General features: G+C 67.1%; 17 protein-coding genes and 1 pseudogene. 8 read left to right on the forward strand and 10 right to left on the reverse strand.

Features of this window, described 5'->3' with window-relative positions; translation table 11 throughout:
- Window positions 1-21: 21 nt before the first annotated feature.
- Genes ntrC through dusB form a run of 3 tightly spaced genes read right to left on the reverse strand, consistent with a single transcriptional unit; the run spans window position 22 to window position 3,676 of the window.
- Window positions 22-1,479 carry a nitrogen regulation protein NR(I) gene (ntrC, locus tag MHA02_RS16835; protein WP_147080749.1) on the reverse strand — a complete coding sequence of 486 codons (1,458 nt, stop codon included), beginning with the start codon at window positions 1,477-1,479 and terminating at the stop codon, window positions 22-24.
- Window positions 1,480-1,502: 23 nt separating this feature from the next.
- Entirely contained in the window at window positions 1,503-2,636 is a 1,134-nt protein-coding gene (locus MHA02_RS16840; protein ID WP_147080751.1) for a two-component system sensor histidine kinase NtrB, read from the reverse strand.
- Window positions 2,637-2,641: 5 nt separating this feature from the next.
- A complete protein-coding gene (gene dusB / locus MHA02_RS16845) occupies window positions 2,642-3,676 on the reverse strand; it encodes a tRNA dihydrouridine synthase DusB (RefSeq protein WP_147080753.1) in 1,035 nt (344 codons plus the stop codon).
- Between the two features lie 116 nt (window positions 3,677-3,792).
- On the opposite strand from dusB, the gene MHA02_RS16850 reads away from it, so the two are divergent.
- From MHA02_RS16850 to MHA02_RS16870, 5 genes and pseudogenes are all read left to right on the forward strand, one after another.
- Window positions 3,793-5,091 (forward strand): bifunctional 2-C-methyl-D-erythritol 4-phosphate cytidylyltransferase/2-C-methyl-D-erythritol 2,4-cyclodiphosphate synthase, encoded by a 1,299-nt coding sequence (locus tag MHA02_RS16850; protein ID WP_147080755.1) that lies wholly within the window; start codon window positions 3,793-3,795, stop codon window positions 5,089-5,091.
- Window positions 5,088-5,582, forward strand: coding sequence for a CinA family protein (locus MHA02_RS16855; RefSeq protein WP_147080757.1), 495 nt, complete (start codon window positions 5,088-5,090; stop codon window positions 5,580-5,582). The genes MHA02_RS16850 and MHA02_RS16855 overlap by 4 nt, the downstream gene beginning before the upstream one ends.
- Window positions 5,583-5,781: 199 nt before the next feature.
- Window positions 5,782-6,504: an alpha/beta hydrolase gene (locus MHA02_RS16860; RefSeq protein WP_147080759.1), complete on the forward strand. Its 723-nt coding sequence runs from the start codon at window positions 5,782-5,784 to the stop codon at window positions 6,502-6,504.
- A gap of 450 nt (window positions 6,505-6,954) precedes the next feature.
- Window positions 6,955-8,742 carry an ABC transporter ATP-binding protein gene (locus MHA02_RS16865; RefSeq protein ID WP_147080761.1) on the forward strand — a complete coding sequence of 596 codons (1,788 nt, stop codon included), beginning with the start codon at window positions 6,955-6,957 and terminating at the stop codon, window positions 8,740-8,742.
- A pseudogene (locus MHA02_RS16870) lies at window positions 8,735-9,053 on the forward strand (low molecular weight protein tyrosine phosphatase family protein). The gene MHA02_RS16865 and the pseudogene MHA02_RS16870 overlap by 8 nt, the downstream one beginning before the upstream one ends.
- A gap of 159 nt (window positions 9,054-9,212) precedes the next feature.
- On the opposite strand, the gene MHA02_RS16875 reads toward MHA02_RS16870, so the two are convergent.
- The 3 genes from MHA02_RS16875 to lanM form a co-directional block, all read right to left on the reverse strand.
- Complete coding sequence (locus MHA02_RS16875) at window positions 9,213-9,848, reverse strand: L,D-transpeptidase (protein WP_147080763.1); 636 nt, start codon at window positions 9,846-9,848, stop codon at window positions 9,213-9,215.
- Between the two features lie 193 nt (window positions 9,849-10,041).
- A complete protein-coding gene (locus MHA02_RS16880) occupies window positions 10,042-10,719 on the reverse strand; it encodes a metal ABC transporter permease (RefSeq protein WP_147080765.1) in 678 nt (225 codons plus the stop codon).
- A gap of 172 nt (window positions 10,720-10,891) precedes the next feature.
- Window positions 10,892-11,311: a lanmodulin LanM gene (lanM, locus tag MHA02_RS16885; RefSeq protein WP_147080767.1), complete on the reverse strand. Its 420-nt coding sequence runs from the start codon at window positions 11,309-11,311 to the stop codon at window positions 10,892-10,894.
- A 468-nt stretch (window positions 11,312-11,779) separates the two neighbouring features.
- Here lanM and pqqA (MHA02_RS16890) point away from each other — a divergent pair, with 468 nt between their 5' ends.
- The 3 genes from pqqA (MHA02_RS16890) (at window position 11,780) to pqqA (MHA02_RS16900) (ending at window position 12,178) form a co-directional block, all read left to right on the forward strand.
- Window positions 11,780-11,869 (forward strand): pyrroloquinoline quinone precursor peptide PqqA, encoded by a 90-nt coding sequence (gene pqqA / locus MHA02_RS16890; protein WP_091970034.1) that lies wholly within the window; start codon window positions 11,780-11,782, stop codon window positions 11,867-11,869.
- Window positions 11,870-11,934: 65 nt separating this feature from the next.
- The gene (gene pqqA, locus MHA02_RS16895; protein ID WP_109951178.1) at window positions 11,935-12,024 is read left to right on the forward strand and encodes a pyrroloquinoline quinone precursor peptide PqqA; all 90 of its coding nucleotides are present in this window, start codon (window positions 11,935-11,937) and stop codon (window positions 12,022-12,024) included.
- A 64-nt stretch (window positions 12,025-12,088) separates the two neighbouring features.
- Window positions 12,089-12,178 (forward strand): pyrroloquinoline quinone precursor peptide PqqA, encoded by a 90-nt coding sequence (gene pqqA, locus MHA02_RS16900; RefSeq protein WP_109951178.1) that lies wholly within the window; start codon window positions 12,089-12,091, stop codon window positions 12,176-12,178.
- Window positions 12,179-12,310: 132 nt separating this feature from the next.
- Here pqqA (MHA02_RS16900) and lpxB read toward each other — a convergent pair whose 3' ends face one another.
- From lpxB to fabZ, 4 genes are read right to left on the reverse strand one after another with little or no spacing between them, the layout of a single operon-like run.
- On the reverse strand, window positions 12,311-13,471 hold the full coding sequence (lpxB, locus tag MHA02_RS16905) for a lipid-A-disaccharide synthase (RefSeq protein ID WP_147080769.1): 1,161 nt from the start codon (window positions 13,469-13,471) through the stop codon (window positions 12,311-12,313).
- A complete protein-coding gene (locus tag MHA02_RS16910) occupies window positions 13,468-14,322 on the reverse strand; it encodes an LpxI family protein (RefSeq protein ID WP_147080771.1) in 855 nt (284 codons plus the stop codon). The genes lpxB and MHA02_RS16910 overlap by 4 nt, the downstream gene beginning before the upstream one ends.
- Before the next feature lie 11 nt (window positions 14,323-14,333).
- Window positions 14,334-15,146 carry an acyl-ACP--UDP-N-acetylglucosamine O-acyltransferase gene (gene lpxA / locus MHA02_RS16915; protein WP_147080773.1) on the reverse strand — a complete coding sequence of 271 codons (813 nt, stop codon included), beginning with the start codon at window positions 15,144-15,146 and terminating at the stop codon, window positions 14,334-14,336.
- On the reverse strand, window positions 15,143-15,610 hold the full coding sequence (gene fabZ / locus MHA02_RS16920; RefSeq protein WP_147080852.1) for a 3-hydroxyacyl-ACP dehydratase FabZ: 468 nt from the start codon (window positions 15,608-15,610) through the stop codon (window positions 15,143-15,145). Before fabZ ends, lpxA begins: the two co-directional genes overlap by 4 nt.
- Window positions 15,611-15,711 lie beyond the last annotated feature (101 nt).

Genomic DNA, 15,711 nt, shown 5'->3' on the forward strand with positions numbered 1-15,711 from the left:
GTGCCGTACGGGCGCTGCGGGTCAGCGCGATGTTCGAAATACCTGCAGGTCGAGGTCGCGCACCTTCTTACGCAGGGTGTTGCGGTTCACCCCGAGCAGCTCCGCCGCGCGGATCTGATTGCCCCGTGTCGCCGCCAGGGCCGCGCCGATCAGCGGACCTTCGATCTCGCGTAGGACGCGGTGATAGAGGCCGGGCGGCGGAAGCGTATCCTTGTAGCCGGAAAAGTACTCCGACATGTGCCGCTCGACCGCGCCGGACAACGTCTCGTTGTCGGCAACCTTGCGACCGCTGCCGTTTATCGATTGCGGCTGGGCCAGCGGCAGGGTGTCGAGCTCGGCCTCGATCACCGGGCCGGTGATGGTCTCCTGCGGGTAGAGGGCGGCTAGACGGCGGACGAGATTCTCCAACTCGCGCACGTTGCCGGGCCATCGGTAGCGCTTGAGCCGCTCCATGGCCTCGCCGTCGAGCTGCTTACGGCTCAGGCCCTCGCGCTCGACGAGCACGAAGAAGTGCCGGATCAGGTCGGGAACGTCCTCCGAGCGCTCGCGGAGCGCCGGCAGCCGCAGCGGCACGACGTTGATGCGGAAGAACAGATCCTCTCGGAAGATGCCCTGCTGGATCGAGACGCGCAGGTCCTTGTTGGTCGCGGCGATAATGCGCACGTTGGTCTTGATCGGCACCCGCCCGCCGACGGTGGTGTACTCGCCCTGCTGAAGAACGCGCAGGAGGCGGGTCTGCGCCTCCATCGGCATGTCGCCGATCTCGTCGAGGAAGAGCGTGCCGCCCTCCGCCTGCTCGAAGCGGCCGGCCGAGCGGGTCAGCGCGCCGGTGAAGGCGCCCTTCTCGTGACCGAACAGTTCGGACTCGATCAGGTCGCGCGGGATCGCCGCCATGTTGACCGGCACGAACGGGCCGGCGCGGCGCCGCCCGTAATCGTGCAGCGCGCGGGCGACCAGCTCCTTGCCGGTCCCGGATTCGCCGGTGATCATCACCGTGAGGTCGGTGGGCATCAGGCGGGCGAGCGCCCGGTAGATCTCCTGCATGGCCGGGGAGCGCCCCACCAGCGGGATGTCGTCGTTCTCGGGCGGTGCCCCGGCCGGCGCGATGCCGCGGGGCCGCGAGAGGGCGCGGCCGACGATCGCCGTCAGCTCCTTCAGGTCGAAGGGTTTGGGCAGATACTCGTAGGCGCCGCGCTCCGAGGCGCGGATTGCGGTCATGAAGGTGTTCTGCGCGCTCATCACGATGATCGGCAGGTCCGGCCGCACCCGCTTGATACGCGGCAGCAGGTCGAACACGTTCTCGTCCGGCATCACCACGTCGGTGATGACGAGATCGCCCTCCCCCTGCGCCACCCAGCGCCACAGCGTCGCGCAGTTGCCGGTGGAGCGGACCTCATAGCCCGCCCGCGACAGTGCCTGGTTGAGCACGGTGCGGATCGCTGCGTCGTCGTCCGCGACGATGATGTTGCCGTTCGGCATATCGCTTTACTCGAGCTCCGGACTCACGGCTCCGCGGCCGAGGCACGCCCGTCCCGGGCGCTGGACATGGGCAGAAGGATGCGGAAGGCGGTACGGCGGGGAACGGGATCGCATTCGACGATGCCCCCATGGTCGCCGACGATCTTCGCGACCAATGCAAGTCCCAGGCCTGAACCCTGCGACTTGGTGGTAACGAAGGGATCGAACAGATCCGGAAGCAGCTCGGCGGAGATACCCGGTCCGTTGTCGCGCACTGCCACCTCGATCGGCAGGCTGACGCGCTCGCGCGAGCCCGGCACCTGCAGGCGCAGGCCGGTCCGGAATGCGGTCGACAAGGTGATCTCGCCCTCGACGGAATCGGCCCCGATGGCCTCCGCTGCATTCTTCACGAGGTTCAGGATCACCTGGACGAGCTGGTCGCGGTTGCCGAGCACCGGCGGCAGCGAAGGATCGTAGTTCTCGACGAAACGGATGTGACGGCCGAAGCCCGACTGAGCCGAGCGCTTAACCTGATCGAGCACGCCGTGGACGTTGACCGGTCCACGCTCGACGGGGCGCTCCTCACCGAAGAGCTCCATGCGCTCGACGATGCGCACGATCCGGTCGGACTCGTCGCAGATCAACTGGGTCAGGACACGGTCCTCCTCGACGCCGGACTGTTCGAGAAGCTGCGCGGCCCCGCGGATGCCGGCGAGCGGGTTCTTGATCTCGTGAGCGAGCATGGCGCCGAGCGCCACCATCGAGCGGGCCGCGCCGCGATGGGTGAGCTGCCGGTTCATCTTGTCGGCGATGGTGCGCTCCTGGAGCATCAGCACCACGTTGTCGCCGCCATCGCCCAGATGCGTCGCAAACACATCGACGCTGCGCTCCAGGCCGGTCCGCGGCTGGATCAGCTCGACCCGGTACTCGCTGACGCTGGAGCGGCGATTCCGCACCTCGGCGACCAGCGCGATGATCGGCGAGGCGAAGGGGAAGATGTCGCGCAGCCGCCCGCGCTTCATCAGCCGCACGGAGGCGTCGAAGAAGTTCTCGGCAGCATGATTGGCGTGCAGGATGCGCTCGTCGGTGCCGATGGTGATGACCGGCAACGGCAGCGCGTTGATGATCGCCTCCGGCGTCAGGCTTCCGATCGGAAAGGCGCTGTTCTCACTGGCCATCGTGCCTAAGCCGCCTGGCCGATTGTTTCGAGAACGGCGCCGGCGGGATCGAAGAACGCCCGGCGCAGGAGCGCGAGGGCCTCCGCCGGATCGCTTGTGGTAAGAAGGCGGGTCCGCTCAGACGGGGCGAGCGCGCCGGGGCCCGCGTGATCGACATAGGCCGCGAGATGCTTGCGAGCGTGCCGCACGCCCATCGCCGGACCGTAGAGCGCGATCAGCCCCTCGTAATGCTCACGGGCGATGTTCTCGCGGTCTTCCGGCGAGAGATCGCGCCGAGGCGCTCCGGCAAGTCCGGCCGCGATGGCGCCGACGAGCCAGGGCCGGCCCAAAGCCGCCCGACCGATCATCACGCCGGCCGCGCCTGAGTCGGTCAGGCAGGCGCGCGCATCGTCGAGGCTCGCGATGTCGCCGTTGGCGAAGACGGGAATGCGCACCGCCTCGACGACGGCCCGGATCGCCGACCAGTCCGCGCTGCCCTTGTAGAATTGTTGCCGGGTTCGGCCGTGGACCGTCACGCCATTCAGGCCGAGCGCCTCGGCCCGCTGCGCCAGCATCGGCGCGTTGAGATTCGCATGATCCCAGCCGAGCCGCATCTTGACGGTGACCGGCACAGCGACCGCGTCGCGCACGGCGCCGAGGAGGCGGGCAGCGTTGTCGAGGTCGCGCATCAGGGCCGAGCCGGCAGCACCACCGGTGACGGTCTTGGCGGGGCAGCCCATGTTCACGTCGATCACGTCGGCGCCGTTCTCTACGGCAATGCGGGCCGCCTCAGCCATCGGCTCGGGCGCACAGCCCGCCAACTGGACGATGTGCGGCGAGACCCCGGCACCTTCTGCGCGGATCTGCGATTCGGCATCGCCCCGGGCGAGCTCGGCCGCCGCCACCATCTCGGAGACTACGGCGCTCGCTCCGGTGCGACGTGCGATCCGGCGCATGTGGAGATCGGTGACACCTGACAACGGCGCCAACAGCACCGGGGGTGGAGCGACTGCGGCAACCCCAGCTGCGCTCAGAACGCTCAAATAATGATCAGGCGACATTTTGCACAATAAATAGACAAAGGCAGTTCGATGCAAGCGCCTTCTCAGGTTTGCCTTCACCTTGGGCACCGCTTATGAGCGCAGCCGACTTCGCCATGATGTCGCAGAGGCCCCTGATGACCGAGCCCGCCGCGAGGCTTTTGACCGCCGCGGTGGTCGTTGCAGCCGGCAAGGGCCTGCGCATCGGAGGCGACCTGCCCAAGCAATATCGCCGCGTCGGTGGCCGGGCCGTCCTGACCCGGACGCTTGCGGCATTGGCAAGCCATCCCGGCATCGACCGCATTCAGCCGGTGATCGCGCCCGATGCCACCGACTTCTATCGCGAATGCCTCGCCGATCTCGAACCCGATCTCGGTAAAAAGCTTTCCGAGCCCGTCGCGGGCGGTGCGACGCGGCAGCAATCCGTCCGCGCCGGCCTCGAGGCCCTGGCCGCGTCGGGCGCAGCGCCGGATCTGGTGCTCGTCCACGACGCTGCCCGCCCCTACGTCGCGACCGACCTGATCGACCGCGCCATCCAGGCCGGCCGCGAGCATGGGGCGGCGGTACCGGGCGTCGCGGTCTCCGACACGATCAAGCTGGTCGAGCCCATCGCTCCCGGCATCGGCCGCGTCCACGAGACGCCGGCCCGTGAGTCGCTCCGCGCCGTGCAGACCCCTCAAGCCTTCGTCTATGCCACCCTGATCGACGCGCATCGCCGCGCCGTCGCGGAAGGCCGCGACGGCTTCACCGACGACGGGGCGCTCGCCGAATGGGCCGGGCTCTCGGTGGTGGTGTTCGAGGGCGATGCCGCCAACCGCAAGATCACGCAGCCGAGCGACCTGATCGACGCCGATCGGACTTTCTCGGGAGGCGCCGACGCGGTATCTGCGTCGACTATGACAACACTGGTCTCCCACCTCGCCACCGGCTTCGACGTCCACAAGTTCGGACCGGGCGACCATGTCTGGCTCGGCGGGATCAAGATCCCGGCCGATCGCGGCGTCATCGCACATTCCGACGGCGACGTGGTGCTTCACGCGCTGACCGATGCCCTGCTCGGCACCATCGCCGACGGCGACATCGGCACGCATTTTCCGCCGAGCGACGAGAAGTGGCGCGGCGCAGCCTCGGACCAGTTCCTGGCGCATGCCGTTGCGCTCGTGCGCGCCAGGGGCGGCCGGATCGATCATCTCGATATCACCGTACTCGCCGAGGCCCCGCGGATCGGCGCGCACCGCGAGGCGATCCGCGCCCGCGTCGCCGAGATCGCCGGCATTCCGATCGGTTGCGTCTCGATCAAGGCGACCACCACCGAGACCCTCGGCTTCGTCGGACGAGCCGAAGGCCTCGCGGCCCAGGCTGCTGCCAGCGTGCGCCTTCCGGAGATCTGCGCCGAACTCGACGCCGAGGCGGAGCAGGCCGCGCGCCAGTCGTGATCCACGACGCCGCGCTGCTCGCCCGCGCCGAAGCGCTGGTACAAGCTTACATGGCGGCGGGCCTGACACTCGCGACGGCGGAATCCTGCACCGGCGGCCTCGTCGCCGCCCTGCTGACCGCAATCCCCGGTTCGTCCGCCGTCGTCGAGCGCGGCTTCGTCACCTACTCGAACGAAGCCAAGCACGAGATGCTCGGCATACCCGAGGCGACAATTGCCGCGTATGGCGCGGTGAGCGAACAGACCGCCCGCGCTATGGCCGAGGGTGCGCTTGCCGGCTCGCGCGCCGATGTCGCCGTGTCCATCACCGGCGTGGCCGGCCCCGGCGGCGGCTCATCCGCGAAACCCGTCGGGCTCGTCCATTTCGGCCTCGCCGGAAACGGTATGGAGTCCCGGCACCTGGAGCGGCGCTACGGTGTCCTGGATCGCGGCGAGATCCGACGGCGCGCCGTCGAGGATGCGCTTGGGCTTTTAGAAGGTGCGCTCGCCTGATCGACGATGGGGGCGGACGGCAGGAGCGGCGGCCTTCCTGTGCTTCCCGTCTCGGTCGATGGATCCACCTGCGTCATTGCGAGCACAGCGAAGCAACCCAGGGACACATCCGAAACGGCAGAAAATCGGTGCCGGATTGCCTCGCTGCGCTCGCATTGACGCGGTGAGCTTCGTCGCCGGACAGAGTTGGATTGTCGCCTTGCCCGATCCTCGCCACCGACTATGGGCACGTCGACTGGCGCGGCTCTGCCTCGTCATTGCGACCTGCGCATCAGGAATTTCCGTCGCTGCCGAAAAGCCCCTCGTCGTCTTCTTCGGCGGCTACGGCGCCACGGAGGCCGACATGCGCCTCTGGCAGCAGGCCGCCGCCGCCGACCCCGTCTACGGCCGGACCTTCGATTTCGAAGGCATCCCCTACCCGAACGAAGCCGGCAGCAACGTCCTGCGCGCCGTCGCAGTCGCGGAGCCGACCCTCGACGCCGTCGCCAACAGGCTTCGGGCGATGCCGGGTCGTCGCATCGTCGTCGCCGGCCATTCCTCGGGAGCGGCGCTCGCGGTCAGCACCGTGTCGCGCATCGGCACGAGCGAGACGATCAAGCTCATCAGCCTCGACGCCGGGATCAACACCGAGCTGCCGCCGGCGCTCGGCTTCTTCCCGATCACCCATCTCGAATGCTGGTCGGCGGCGGCCGGCGATGTGCTGTCGTTCGGCTACCGACGGGCGCAGGCCCTATGCAAGGACAGCTTGTTCGTTCTGCGCACGACCCGATGCAATACGCCGATTTGTCTGCACTATTCTCTCGTCAACCGGGGAGCGGATGCCGACTTGACGTTCAAGCAATCGCGCGTGCTCGATCATGGAATTTCGGGCGGATACGCGAATTTCTCAGTCAATCTGGATTGGCTCGCCCATTCGAAGTGAGGGTAGTCGCGTTCGGTTACGCATGGCGCCGTGCGATGCCACACATCGAGGCCTGGGGTTTTTACGTCATAATCAAGAGCAACTCTGCGTCCATGTACTTATAACGTGTCGTTTTATTCTAATAAGTTCAGAGTAATTTGAGATTTATAATTATAACACCAGAAAAAGTTAAACATTCGCGACGTTGATCTCGGATTTGCGAAATGCACCCGGCGCTGCTATCCAGCCGGCCGGTTGCAATTCACGGGAGGGAGGCCGCATGTCTACAGTTCGTTTCGTCTCCCCCGCCGGCCCGCGTTAGCGCGCAGAACCGGCCTTCCGCATTGGCCCGACGGCCGCCGCGGACTTCGCAATCTTTCCTTCCGATCCGACCGCGACCGACGGCGTTCTGCCGCTTCGACGCGTGTCCGTTGATGGAGCCGGCGTGGTTTCGCGCGTCGGGACAACGTCATGACCCTTCGTTCTCCCCGGCGCGACGGTGCGCTCGGCGGCGTCCTCGTCTTCGTCGCCCGGCAATGGCGCCTGCGCGTCCGCCTCGTCTCCGCGCTCCTCGCGGCGACGATGCTGGCGACGCTCGCCGACGTGCTGCTACCGCTCTATGCCGGTCGTCTCGTCGATGCGCTGACACACGCCGACCGCGCGATCGCTCTCGATACCGCTTTGCGGGCCTTCGGAGCGATGGCCGTGTTGGGCTTCTTCACGATCGGCTTCCGCCACCTCGCCTGGAGCCTGGTGGTGCCGCTGACCCTCGGCATGATGTCCGACGTGGCACAGGCGAGTTTTCGCCGCGTGCAGCGCCTCTCGACCGACTGGCACGCCAACAGCTTCTCCGGCTCGACCGTCAGGAAAATCTCGCGCGGGATGTGGGCGCTCGACGGGCTCAACGACGTCGTGCTGCTCTCGCTGGTGCCGACCCTCGTGGTGCTGCTCGGCACGATGGTGATGCTCGGCCTGCACTGGCCGGCCATGGGTGCGCTCGTGGGCGTGGCGACGGCGATCTATGTCGGCACCGCGGGCACCCTCGCGACGCGGGTGATCGCGCCGGCGGCACAGCTCTCGAACGCCCTCGATACCCGGCTCGGCGGCGTGCTCAGCGACGCCATCGGCAACAACGCCGTGGTGAAGGCCTTCGGCGCGGAGGCGCGGGAGGACGCGCGGCTCGCCCGTACCTTCGGCAAATGGAAGAGGCGCACCTGGCGCACCTGGATGCGCGTGACCTGGAGCGGCACCGCGCAATTCGCGCTGCTGCTGGTCTTCCGCACGGCGCTGGTGGGGCTCGCCCTCTGGCTGTGGTGGCACGAGGCGGCGAGCGCCGGCGAGGTGGCGACCGTGTTGACCAGCTACTTCGTGCTGCACGGCTACCTGCGCGACATCGGCGGCCACATCAACCACCTGCAGCGGGCGGTGAACGAGATGGAGGAACTGGTCGCCCTCGAAGCCGAGCCCTATGGCGTCGCGGATCGGGCGGATGCGCGGTCGCTCGCGGTGTCCGGCGGTGCGGTGCGCTTCGACCATGTGACCTTCCATTATGCCGGTCACGACACGCCGCTCTACCGGGACTTCTCCGTGACCATCCCGGCGGGGCAGCGAGTCGGTCTCGTGGGACGCTCGGGCTCCGGCAAGACGACCTTCGTCAAGCTGATCCAGAGGCTCCACGATGTTACCGGCGGTCGCATCCTGATCGACGGCCAGGACGTGGCCGGGGCAATGCAGGGCAGCTTGCGCTCGCAGATCGCGATCGTGCCGCAGGAGCCGGTGCTGTTCCACCGCTCGCTGGCGGAGAACATCGCCTATGCCCGGCCCGACGCCACGACGGCCGAGATCGAGCGGGCGGCGGAGCTGGCCAATGCGCACGACTTCATCACGCGGCTTCCGAGAGGCTACGCCACGCTGGTGGGCGAGCGGGGGATCAAGCTGTCCGGCGGCGAGCGCCAGCGGGTTGCGCTGGCACGCGCTTTCCTGGCCGATGCGCCGATTCTGATCCTCGACGAGGCGACCTCCAGCCTCGATTCGGAATCGGAAGCGCTGATCCAGGAGGCGATGGAGCGGCTGATGCGCGGTCGCACGGCGATCGTTATCGCGCACCGGCTCTCGACGGTGCAGGCCCTCGACCGGATCCTGGTGTTCGACCGGGGTCACGTCGTCGAGGACGGCCCCCACGCCGCGCTGATCCGCCGCCCGAACGGCACCTACCGCGCCCTGTTCGAGCGGCAGGCTGTGCTGGCGGAGAGTGCGTGAGGGTGCTGTCTGCGGTCGGGCCCGGCTCCGGAGCCCGACCGCAGAGCAGTTTTTCGCAGTGGGAGCGGCTGGAGGTCGCCTCGGCCGGCGTATCCGCCGATGCCGACGAGCCGGTGACGGCCGAGCATCTCGAATGGGCCGACATCGTCTTCGTGATGGAACGCTCACATCGGCGGAAGCTTCAGCAGAGATTCGGCACGGCGCTCAAGAACGCTCGGCTGACCTGTCTCGGCATCCCGGACAATTTTGCGCTCACGGAGCCTGGGCTGGTGCGGCTGCTGGAGGCGAAGGTGACGCCGCATCTTCGATAGCTATCGCGTAACGCCTGAGCGCGAACTCGGTCGTTGCGATCAGAGCGAAGCAACCCAGGGGCACATCCAAAAATTTTTGCCAGGTGGCCCTGGTCTGCTTCGCTGCACTCGCAAAGACGGTGCGGTGGATCGGCCAGTACAATCGCAGACGGACGCGTCTTAATACTCGCCGTAACCGCTCGATTGGCCGTAATAGCCATCGCCGAACGGATCATACGTGCGCTGCCGCGGCGCGTAGCGGTAGCCGGGCGGCGGGCGCGCGGCCTGCAGGCCGGCCGGCATCACGTCGCCATCGTCGTAGCCGCGCCGCGGCGGAGCTGTGCGATATCCGCGCCCGCGTCCGCCGCCGGCCACGCGGTCTTCGACCTCGCCCTGCAGGGTGATCCGCGTATTGGCCATGCCCTGAGCCTTGATCAGGCTGTAGAGCGTCGCGGCATTGCCGGGCGAGAGCCGGACGCAGCCATGCGACGCGGCGCGGCCGAGACTGCGCACCTGGTTGGTGCCGTGGATGGCGTGACCGATCTGCGTGAAGAACACCGCATGCGGCATGGGCGCGTTGTCGAACTCGCGCGAGAAGTGGCTGGCCTCCATCCGGAACGGCTTGAAGCTGCCGCTCGGCGTGTCGTAGCCGGACACGCCGGTGGAGACGGGCCACGTGTAGCGCGGCTGCCCGTCGACTGTGACCGTCATCCGCTGGGACGCCTTGTCGACGTCGATACGGAGCTCGGCGGACGCCGAGGTCGTGAGGGCAGCGAGCAGAACGCTCGACAGCAGGACGGTGGTGGATGAGCGCATGACGCGGCCTCGCAACCGGAACGGTTAAGCCTGACGGACGACGTGCAGAACCCTGAGAGGTTCCGGTACGATTGGCAATTCGGCCTGTGCCGCAACACGGGCATAAGTCCCTGCCTTCGCGGCGGTTTCAGCGAAACGGCGCCGGGGGATCGTCCCGGCGCCGCATAACCTCGGTACTCTGACGACCGGCCGATCACATCGGCGGGGTCAGGCCGTCCTTGCCGACGGCGACCAGCTTGCCTTCGAGTTTCCCGCTGTCTTTGGCGGCGACCACGAAAATGTGGCTGCCGGGCTTCAGGATGCCGGCATCTGCCGGCTCGAAGGCCACGATCGGTGCCTTGGCCGGGACGGCGATCGTCTTCGAGCCGTCCTTGTCGTAGGTCACGGTGAGGGTCTTCTCGCCGCCCTCGCCCGAGGCGGCCTTCACGGTGCCGTTGGTCATCGAGCTCTTGACCTTCGGGGCGGCCGAGGAGCTCGCCTTGACGGTGCCGTTGGTCATCGAGCTCTTGGTCTTGGTTCCACCCTCGGTGGTGTCGACGATCTCGTCCCAGGCGTAATGGCCCTCGGCGGTGCCGCGCATCGACTCGGGGAACAGCACGACTTCAAGGGCGGTGGGCGGATTATCGCCCTTGGTGGCGGTGCCGATGAAGACGCCGTCCTTGATCTGGTCGAGGCTCGACTTGACCACCCAGGCGAACTTCGCGCCCGATGTCGCGATGGTCTCGGACTTCCCGTCCGCCGTCTTGATGACGACCGAGCCGGCGTCGGCGCTCTCGATGGTGCCGCGAACGCGCTGGAGCTCGGGGGCGGCGACGCTGGCGCTCGTAAGGGCCAGGAGGCCGGCGAAGGCTGCGAGCGTGGTGCGTTTCATGGTTGTGTCTCCCTATGCGTGCACCGCGATTATGGGGCGCCGACAGGGCCAGACAAGCTTGCGCGCAATCGAATGACGCTCAAGCATTCTTATTTTGCGTATAGTCGCGCGGCGCCGCCGATGCGGCGGACGGCCATCGGAGCACCAGCCCCGATGGCCACTGCCGATAAATCTACTTCAGCAGCTTGGCCAGAGCCTCGCCGGCCGGGCTCTTGAGCTCCTTGGCATCGACCGTGCCGTCGTTATCCGGATCGGCTTCCTTGAACAGCGAACCGGCGAGCGCGACGAACTCATTCTTGTCGAGGGTGCCGTCGTTATCGGGATCGGCCTTCTTGAGGGCGGCCGGGCTGAGGCGGCCCTTCAGCTCCTTGACGTCGAGGGTGCCATCCTTGTCCGGGTCGAGCGTATCGAAGGTGGCGGAGGCGGCGGCCTCGACTTCCTTGAGGTCGATCGTGCCGTCGTTGTCGGTATCGACCGCCTTGAGAACGGCGCTGCCGGCAACCTTCTTGGCGAAGGCGGGCGTGAGGGTTGCGGCCGGTAACAGGAATGCTGCGGCGGCGAGAAGCGCGGTCGCACGGAACGGGGTGGTCATCGATAGAGCCTCCGGGTCGGTAGATCGGTTGTGAACCGCTCACTGCGTACCATGGCTGCTACGGGCGGCATCGCAGGATACTGCAATGCGGCATTGCGGATTGGGAAGGTTCGGCAATCACCCTGCCCGCCAGAATGCGTGTCCTTCGACGCCCGTTCGTTTGGCCACATGGCGGAACCCCAGTTGGAACCGAGAGCTGGCGAAGGGAGCAACCGGCCTATGACCCTAGGCGTTACCTGTCATCATGAGGGGTGCCCAGGCATGTTTCGGTCCAGGAAGCGCGCTCGGCCACGAACAAAAGCGCCGACGTAAGCCGTTGTATCGAAACCCTTTTTCGGGAATCTCGCCTGCGCTGCACGAATCCTCTCTTTCCCCCATGTTCTATGAGAAATATAAGTGTAGTGCCCGCTTGAATTGCGCCCAACAGATCGCCTATGTTGGGTCCATCGAAGAGCGCAGGAGATGGTCATGAAGTGGTCTGCCCCGGTCGTCCAGGAAATCTGCGTCGGCATGGAAGTCACCAGCTACGAGTCGGCAGAGATCGACACGTTCAACTGAGGTGACGGCGGCTCATCAGAGCCAAGCCTTTGTGTCTCATTTAAATTCAAACGAGGAGAAACGTCATGAAGTGGTCTGCCCCGATCGTTCAGGAAGTCTGCGTCGGCATGGAAGTCACCAGCTACGAGTCCGCCGAGATCGACACCTTCAACTAAGGTCGTCTCCGGCTGGTATCAGCCGACACGTTTTTCTCGTCAAACGCCAAACAGGAGATTTGTTATGAAGTGGTCTGCCCCGATCGTTCAGGAAGTTTGCGTCGGCATGGAGGTCACCAGCTACGAGTCCGCCGAGATCGACACCTTCAACTGAGGTCGTCTCAGGCCGCACCGGCCGATAGATGTTGGGGCGTCACCCGCAAGGGTGGCGCCCTTTTTCGTTTTTGCCGACCTCCGGCCGTCGCTCGATCGAAGTCGGAAATGATGTGCCAGCGACGATGTCCGATCACGCAGCCCGGCATGCTCCCAGGACGATGCGCGCGGCGGCCCGGCTGGGCTCCTCGTCGCCGGGCAGGCTCATGCGGTCATCGATCCGTGCCAGGGCGTCGAGCTGCTTCGATCGCGCCGGGCCACCGACGACGAGCGGCGCAAGTGTCTCCGCCAGGCGGCGCGGCGTGCAGTCGGCCTGGACGAATTCCGGCATGGCGTTCTCGGCCAGGATCAAGTTCGGCAATACGATGGTCGGCACCTGGATGAGGCGGCGCGCGACGATCTCCTCGATTCGCGAGACCTTGTAGCCGACCACCATCGGTACGCCGGCAAGCGCCAGTTCGAGCGTCACCGTACCCGAAGCCGCCAGCGCGGCGCGCGCGCGCCGGAACGCTGCATGCTTGCCGGTTTCGCCGTGGACGAGCCGCACCGGAACGTCCCAGGCCAGTGCGAGGCGTTCGATCAAGGCGCGATGGCGGGTCACGGCCGGCAACGCGACTTCGAGCGGTCCGATTCGGGCGGCGACGCGCGACAGCGCCTGCCCGAACACCGGCATCAGACGCTCGATCTCCGAGCGGCGCGAGCCGGGCAACACGACGATCAGCGGCGGGTCCGTGTCGCGAGCGCGCAATTCTTCGGCGTTCGGGCGCAGGGCGTCAAGCCGCTTGATCAGCGGGTGCCCGACATAGGTGCAGGCCGGGCCGCCGAGCCGCTGATGCGCCGCCGGTTCGAAAGGCAACAAGGCCAGCACATGGTCGATGAAGGGACGCATCCCCTTCGCGCGCCAGGGCCGCCAGGCCCAGACGCTCGGCGACACGTAGTCGACGATCGGCAGATCCGGCAGGCGCTTCCGCACGCGCGTGGCGACCGCGTGCGTGAAGCCGGGACTGTCGATGATGACGAGCACGTCGGGACGGCTCGTCACGATCGCGTTCACCGTCTCTCGGATCCGACGCAGCAGCGTACGCAGGCGATAGAGCACGGGCAGGTAGCCCATCACCGCGACGTCATCGATCGAGAAGAGCGACGTCAGTCCCTCGGCGATCATCGCATCGCCGCCGACGCCCTGGAGATCGAGCGCGTCCGGCGAGAGGTCCCGCAGCGCCCGCATCAGCTTGGCGCCGAGCTGGTCGCCCGAATCCTCGCCGGCCACGAGCCAGATTTTCCGGTGCATCAGGGCGCCACGTCGAGGCCGACGAGAAACAGGCCGAGGCGGTCGGCCTCGGCGATCGTCTTGCCCTCGTCGATGACCAGGGTGTGACCGGCGCCGATGGCGAGCCCGGCGCAGCCGGCGTCCGCAGCATTGCGGACGGTTCGCGGGCCGATCGCCGGCAGGTCGATGCGCAGATCCTGGCCACGCTTCGGCAGCTTGATGAGTACCGTTCCAGCGGGTGCCGACCCGCGCCCGAACGGCCTGCGGCCGATGGCGCGGGCCCGCTTCAACATTCGGTCGGTGCCCTCGGGGCCCTCTACCGCGATGACCCGCTGTGCGATCACGACCGCAGCCTGGCCGACGTCATAGGGCGCGAGCGCATTCAGCATCAGCTCACCGGTGCCGATGGAGGCCTGCGCCGCCGCATCCGGTGCGTGGCGCCCCAGTTGCCCAGCCCGGCCGAGCAGATCCGGTGCGACTTCGTTGACGCCGACGACACGATGACCGTCGTCTTCCAGGAGGCCGATCACGCCGCGCAGCAACCTGTCGTCGCCACCGGTGATCTGCCGAAGGAGATCGCGGTTGCGCAGGGCGTGCGACGCATTGAGCAATGCCGCCGGGCTCGGCCGCGAGACGCCCCCGGCGGGTACGACGCCGGAAGGCATCCATTCGTTCAGGATGCGCAGCAACCCGGGAATATCGAGGAGATCGATGGTGGCTGACGCCCTCGCCCGCATCGGCCGCTCGGTGAAGCCGCGCAACGCCAGCACCCGGAACGGCCGCCCGGCTCGCTCCAGAGACTCCGCGACGAGTTCCGGCAGGCGGCCGGCGCCGGCCACCAGCGCGAGCGAACCCGTTTCGACCCTCGCGTTCATCGCCGTGGCCTTCAGATCGCCTGCGCCGTACCGCGCGGCGTGCAGATCGAGCGCTTGCTGCCCTCGCGGATGAAGGCGAGGATTTCCTGAACGGCCGGATGCGAACCGAATTCGGCGGCGGCGTCCTCGACCCGCTCCATCAGCGTACCCTCCGGCGCGAAGAGCTGCCGGTACGCGCGGCGCAGGGCGTGGATGTCGTCCCGCGAAAAACCGCGGCGCTGAAGGCCGATGATGTTGAGACCGGAGAGATAGGCCCGGTTGCCGAGCACCATGCCGTAGGGGATGCAGTCGTTCTCGAGCGCCGCACAGCCGCCGACGAAGCCATGGTTGCCGATCCGCGCGAACTGGATCACGCCGGCGCCGCCGCCGAGGATCGCGTAGTTGCCCACCGTGCAATGGCCGGCGAGCATGACGTTGTTGGAGAAGATGACGTTGTCGCCGACCCGGCAATCATGGCCGACATGGCTGTTGGCGAGGAAGGCGCAGGCATTGCCGACCGTCGTTTTCATACCGCCGCCGGCCGTGCCGGGGTTCATGGTGACGCCCTCGCGGATCATGCAATCGGCGCCGATCGTGAGGGTCGAGGCCTCGCCGCGGTACTTCAGGTCCTGCGGCGCGTGGCCGAGCGAGGCGAAGGGATAGATCTTGGTGCGCGGGCCGATCGTCGTGAGACCGGCCACCACCGCGTGGCTGAGGAGTTCGCAGCCCTCGCCGAGCACCACCTGCGGCCCGATGTGGCAGAACGGGCCGATCGTTACCCCATCGCCGATTTGCGCGCCGTCCTCGACGACGGAGCTCGGGTGGATCGTGGCGGAGGCGCTCATTCCGCCACCAGCATGGCGCCGATCTCGGCCTGCGCGACCAGGAAGCCATCGACACGCGCCTCCCCACGGAACCACCACATCGTCCGCTTCCGGGTGATCTTCTTCATGTGGAACCTCACCTGGTCGCCGGGGACGACGGGCTTGCGGAACTTGCACTTGTCGATGGTCATGAAGAAGACCTGCTTCGACTTCACGTCGTCCGTCTCGGCGATGTGCCGGCAGCAGATCGCGCCGGCCGTCTGCGCCATGGCTTCGATCAGCAGGACGCCCGGAAAGATCGGCTGGCCGGGAAAGTGACCGGTGAATTGCGGCTCGTTGACGGTGACGTTCTTGATGCCGATGCCGCTGTCGTCCCCGTCGATCTCGATGATCTTGTCGATCATCAGGAACGGGTAGCGGTGGGGCAGGTACTGCATCACCTTCTGGATGTCGGCCGAAGCGAGTTCCGTTGCCGTCTCCGCCATCATCGAAACTCCACCCGCCCCACGCGTTTACGGACGGTCCCGGCGCCGCCCCTGCTGCTCGATTGTCTCAGCAAGCGGCCCTGTTGGGGAGAAAATCCGGC

Source organism: Methylobacterium haplocladii (assembly GCF_007992175.1).
In the GTDB taxonomy this organism is placed as follows: domain Bacteria; phylum Pseudomonadota; class Alphaproteobacteria; order Rhizobiales; family Beijerinckiaceae; genus Methylobacterium; species Methylobacterium haplocladii.

What these genes read in the sequence shown, in the direction of transcription:
- pqqA (WP_109951178.1), top strand. Translation starts at nt 11,935, where the DNA reads ATGAAGTGGTCTGCCCCGATCGTTCAGGAAGTCTGCGTCGGCATGGAA.
- MHA02_RS16880 (WP_147080765.1), bottom strand. Translation starts at nt 10,719, where the DNA reads ATGAAACGCACCACGCTCGCAGCCTTCGCCGGCCTCCTGGCCCTTACG.
- MHA02_RS16875 (WP_147080763.1), bottom strand. Translation starts at nt 9,848, where the DNA reads ATGCGCTCATCCACCACCGTCCTGCTGTCGAGCGTTCTGCTCGCTGCC.
- pqqA (WP_091970034.1), top strand. Translation starts at nt 11,780, where the DNA reads ATGAAGTGGTCTGCCCCGGTCGTCCAGGAAATCTGCGTCGGCATGGAA.
- lanM (WP_147080767.1), bottom strand. Translation starts at nt 11,311, where the DNA reads ATGACCACCCCGTTCCGTGCGACCGCGCTTCTCGCCGCCGCAGCATTC.
- MHA02_RS16850 (WP_147080755.1), top strand. Translation starts at nt 3,793, where the DNA reads ATGACCGAGCCCGCCGCGAGGCTTTTGACCGCCGCGGTGGTCGTTGCA.
- MHA02_RS16865 (WP_147080761.1), top strand. Translation starts at nt 6,955, where the DNA reads ATGACCCTTCGTTCTCCCCGGCGCGACGGTGCGCTCGGCGGCGTCCTC.
- pqqA (WP_109951178.1), top strand. Translation starts at nt 12,089, where the DNA reads ATGAAGTGGTCTGCCCCGATCGTTCAGGAAGTTTGCGTCGGCATGGAG.
- MHA02_RS16910 (WP_147080771.1), bottom strand. Translation starts at nt 14,322, where the DNA reads ATGAACGCGAGGGTCGAAACGGGTTCGCTCGCGCTGGTGGCCGGCGCC.
- ntrC (WP_147080749.1), bottom strand. Translation starts at nt 1,479, where the DNA reads ATGCCGAACGGCAACATCATCGTCGCGGACGACGACGCAGCGATCCGC.
- lpxA (WP_147080773.1), bottom strand. Translation starts at nt 15,146, where the DNA reads ATGAGCGCCTCCGCCACGATCCACCCGAGCTCCGTCGTCGAGGACGGC.
- fabZ (WP_147080852.1), bottom strand. Translation starts at nt 15,610, where the DNA reads ATGGCGGAGACGGCAACGGAACTCGCTTCGGCCGACATCCAGAAGGTG.
- dusB (WP_147080753.1), bottom strand. Translation starts at nt 3,676, where the DNA reads ATGTCGCCTGATCATTATTTGAGCGTTCTGAGCGCAGCTGGGGTTGCC.
- MHA02_RS16840 (WP_147080751.1), bottom strand. Translation starts at nt 2,636, where the DNA reads ATGGCCAGTGAGAACAGCGCCTTTCCGATCGGAAGCCTGACGCCGGAG.